Origin of the sequence: Methylosinus sp. RM1 (genome assembly GCF_011378635.1) — a bacterium.
GTDB lineage: Bacteria > Pseudomonadota > Alphaproteobacteria > Rhizobiales > Beijerinckiaceae > Methylosinus > Methylosinus sporium.
Map to the genome: position 1 here is coordinate 1 of NZ_WOVC01000102.1, position 1,336 is coordinate 1,336.

The following is a 1,336-nucleotide window of genomic DNA, read 5'->3' on the forward strand; positions in this document are numbered from 1 at the left end:
GGAGAATCGCCGGTGGCCGCCGCAAGCCGCTCGCTCGCTACGGCGCTATGAAAAGCGCGCGTCGCAAGCGGCTTGCTCCCGAACTGCTACACCACCGGTGGGGGCACGACCTGGGAAGGCAAGTCCCAACACGACCGTGAAGGAAGCGGGCGGCCCGCACGGATCAAGCGGCGACCATTACCGCAGCGCGATCTCCGGCCGCTACGTGACGACCAAGCACGGAAAGGCGAGCCCGAACACCACGGTCAAGAATTCCTGACCATCTGAACAGGAGAAAAACATGCAGTTCCTGCACACTGATCTGGGCATTCTCGACGGCGATGAAGTGGTCGAGGTCACGCTCTCGAATGCCGCGAATGTCCGGCTGATGGATAGCAGCAATTTCCAGCGCTATCGTAGCGGTAGCGACCACCGGTATTTCGGCGGCCACGCCACCCGCTCGCCCTTTCGTCTTCCTGTGCCATCCGCAGGCCACTGGCATGTGGCCGTTGATCTCGGCGGCTACGCTGGTGCGGTTAGGGCGGGCGTTCGTGTCATCGGATGAAACATGAGAAGGGGCCGTCATTGGCGAGCCCCTTTTTTCCTTCAATTCAAGGCACCCCCGCGCCGTTCCTTCTCCCGCCGCTGGCACTGCAAAGCGGCAAGCGCCTCGGCCGGGGAAGAGTAGGGGGTTGGCGCACTTGTTCGGATCGTCCAATACGTCCCCATTCCCGGATGAAGCTCCAGCCGCCGAACAGGTTGGGCTGCATGTCTATGCGGTAATACCGCGCTATGTTCTTTTCGGCGTCGATGCGGCGCAGGACGATCGCGCTCATCTCAGATCACCACCCGCTCGATCTCGTCGAGGCTCATTTCGCTGCGGCGGCGGTCATAGAGCTGCGTGGTGCGGGTGCTCGAATGGTTCGCCATGCTAGCGGCTTTTTCGAGCGTCCCGCCGTTCTTGAGATAGGCGGTGATCCCCGTGGCGCGGAAACTGTGGTTGCCGATCTTGGTGGCGATTCCGGCGGCCGCCGCGCGGCGGCGGATCATCGCATAGGCGTTGGCCTGGGGAAGGGGCGTCTTGGTGAGCTGTCCGGTGCCGCGCCCGATCGTGCGGAACAGGTGCCCTTTCGGCTCGGCGGCAAGCCCGCAGCCGTCGAGATAGGCGTGGAGGTAGCTTTCGAGATTGTGGTGGCATGGCATTTCATGGCGCTTGCCGCCCTTCTCATGCAGGCGCACCCACAGGCGGCGGTTCTGCATGTAGGCGTCCTCAACCTTCATGGCCAGCGCCGCGCCGACGCGCGCGAAGGAATAGACCATGAGAGCGATCAGCGCCCGGTCCCGCAGCCCGGCGGGC

At 63.8% G+C, this 1,336-nt stretch carries 3 protein-coding genes; 1 reads left to right on the top strand and 2 read right to left on the bottom strand.

Translation table 11 applies throughout. The features are described 5' to 3' along the window. Positions 1–280: 280 nt before the first annotated feature. Complete coding sequence (locus FMZ75_RS21090) at positions 281–544, top strand: DUF1883 domain-containing protein (protein ID WP_166146271.1); 264 nt, start codon at positions 281–283, stop codon at positions 542–544. A 46-nt stretch (positions 545–590) separates the two neighbouring features. Here FMZ75_RS21090 and FMZ75_RS21095 read toward each other — a convergent pair whose 3' ends face one another. Both FMZ75_RS21095 and FMZ75_RS21100 read right to left on the bottom strand, forming a co-directional pair. Then, complete coding sequence (locus FMZ75_RS21095) at positions 591–815, bottom strand: WGR domain-containing protein (protein ID WP_166146274.1); 225 nt, start codon at positions 813–815, stop codon at positions 591–593. A gap of 1 nt (position 816) precedes the next feature. Continuing rightward, on the bottom strand, positions 817–1,336 hold a 520-nt coding region (locus FMZ75_RS21100), incomplete at its 5' end, for a tyrosine-type recombinase/integrase (protein WP_166146277.1).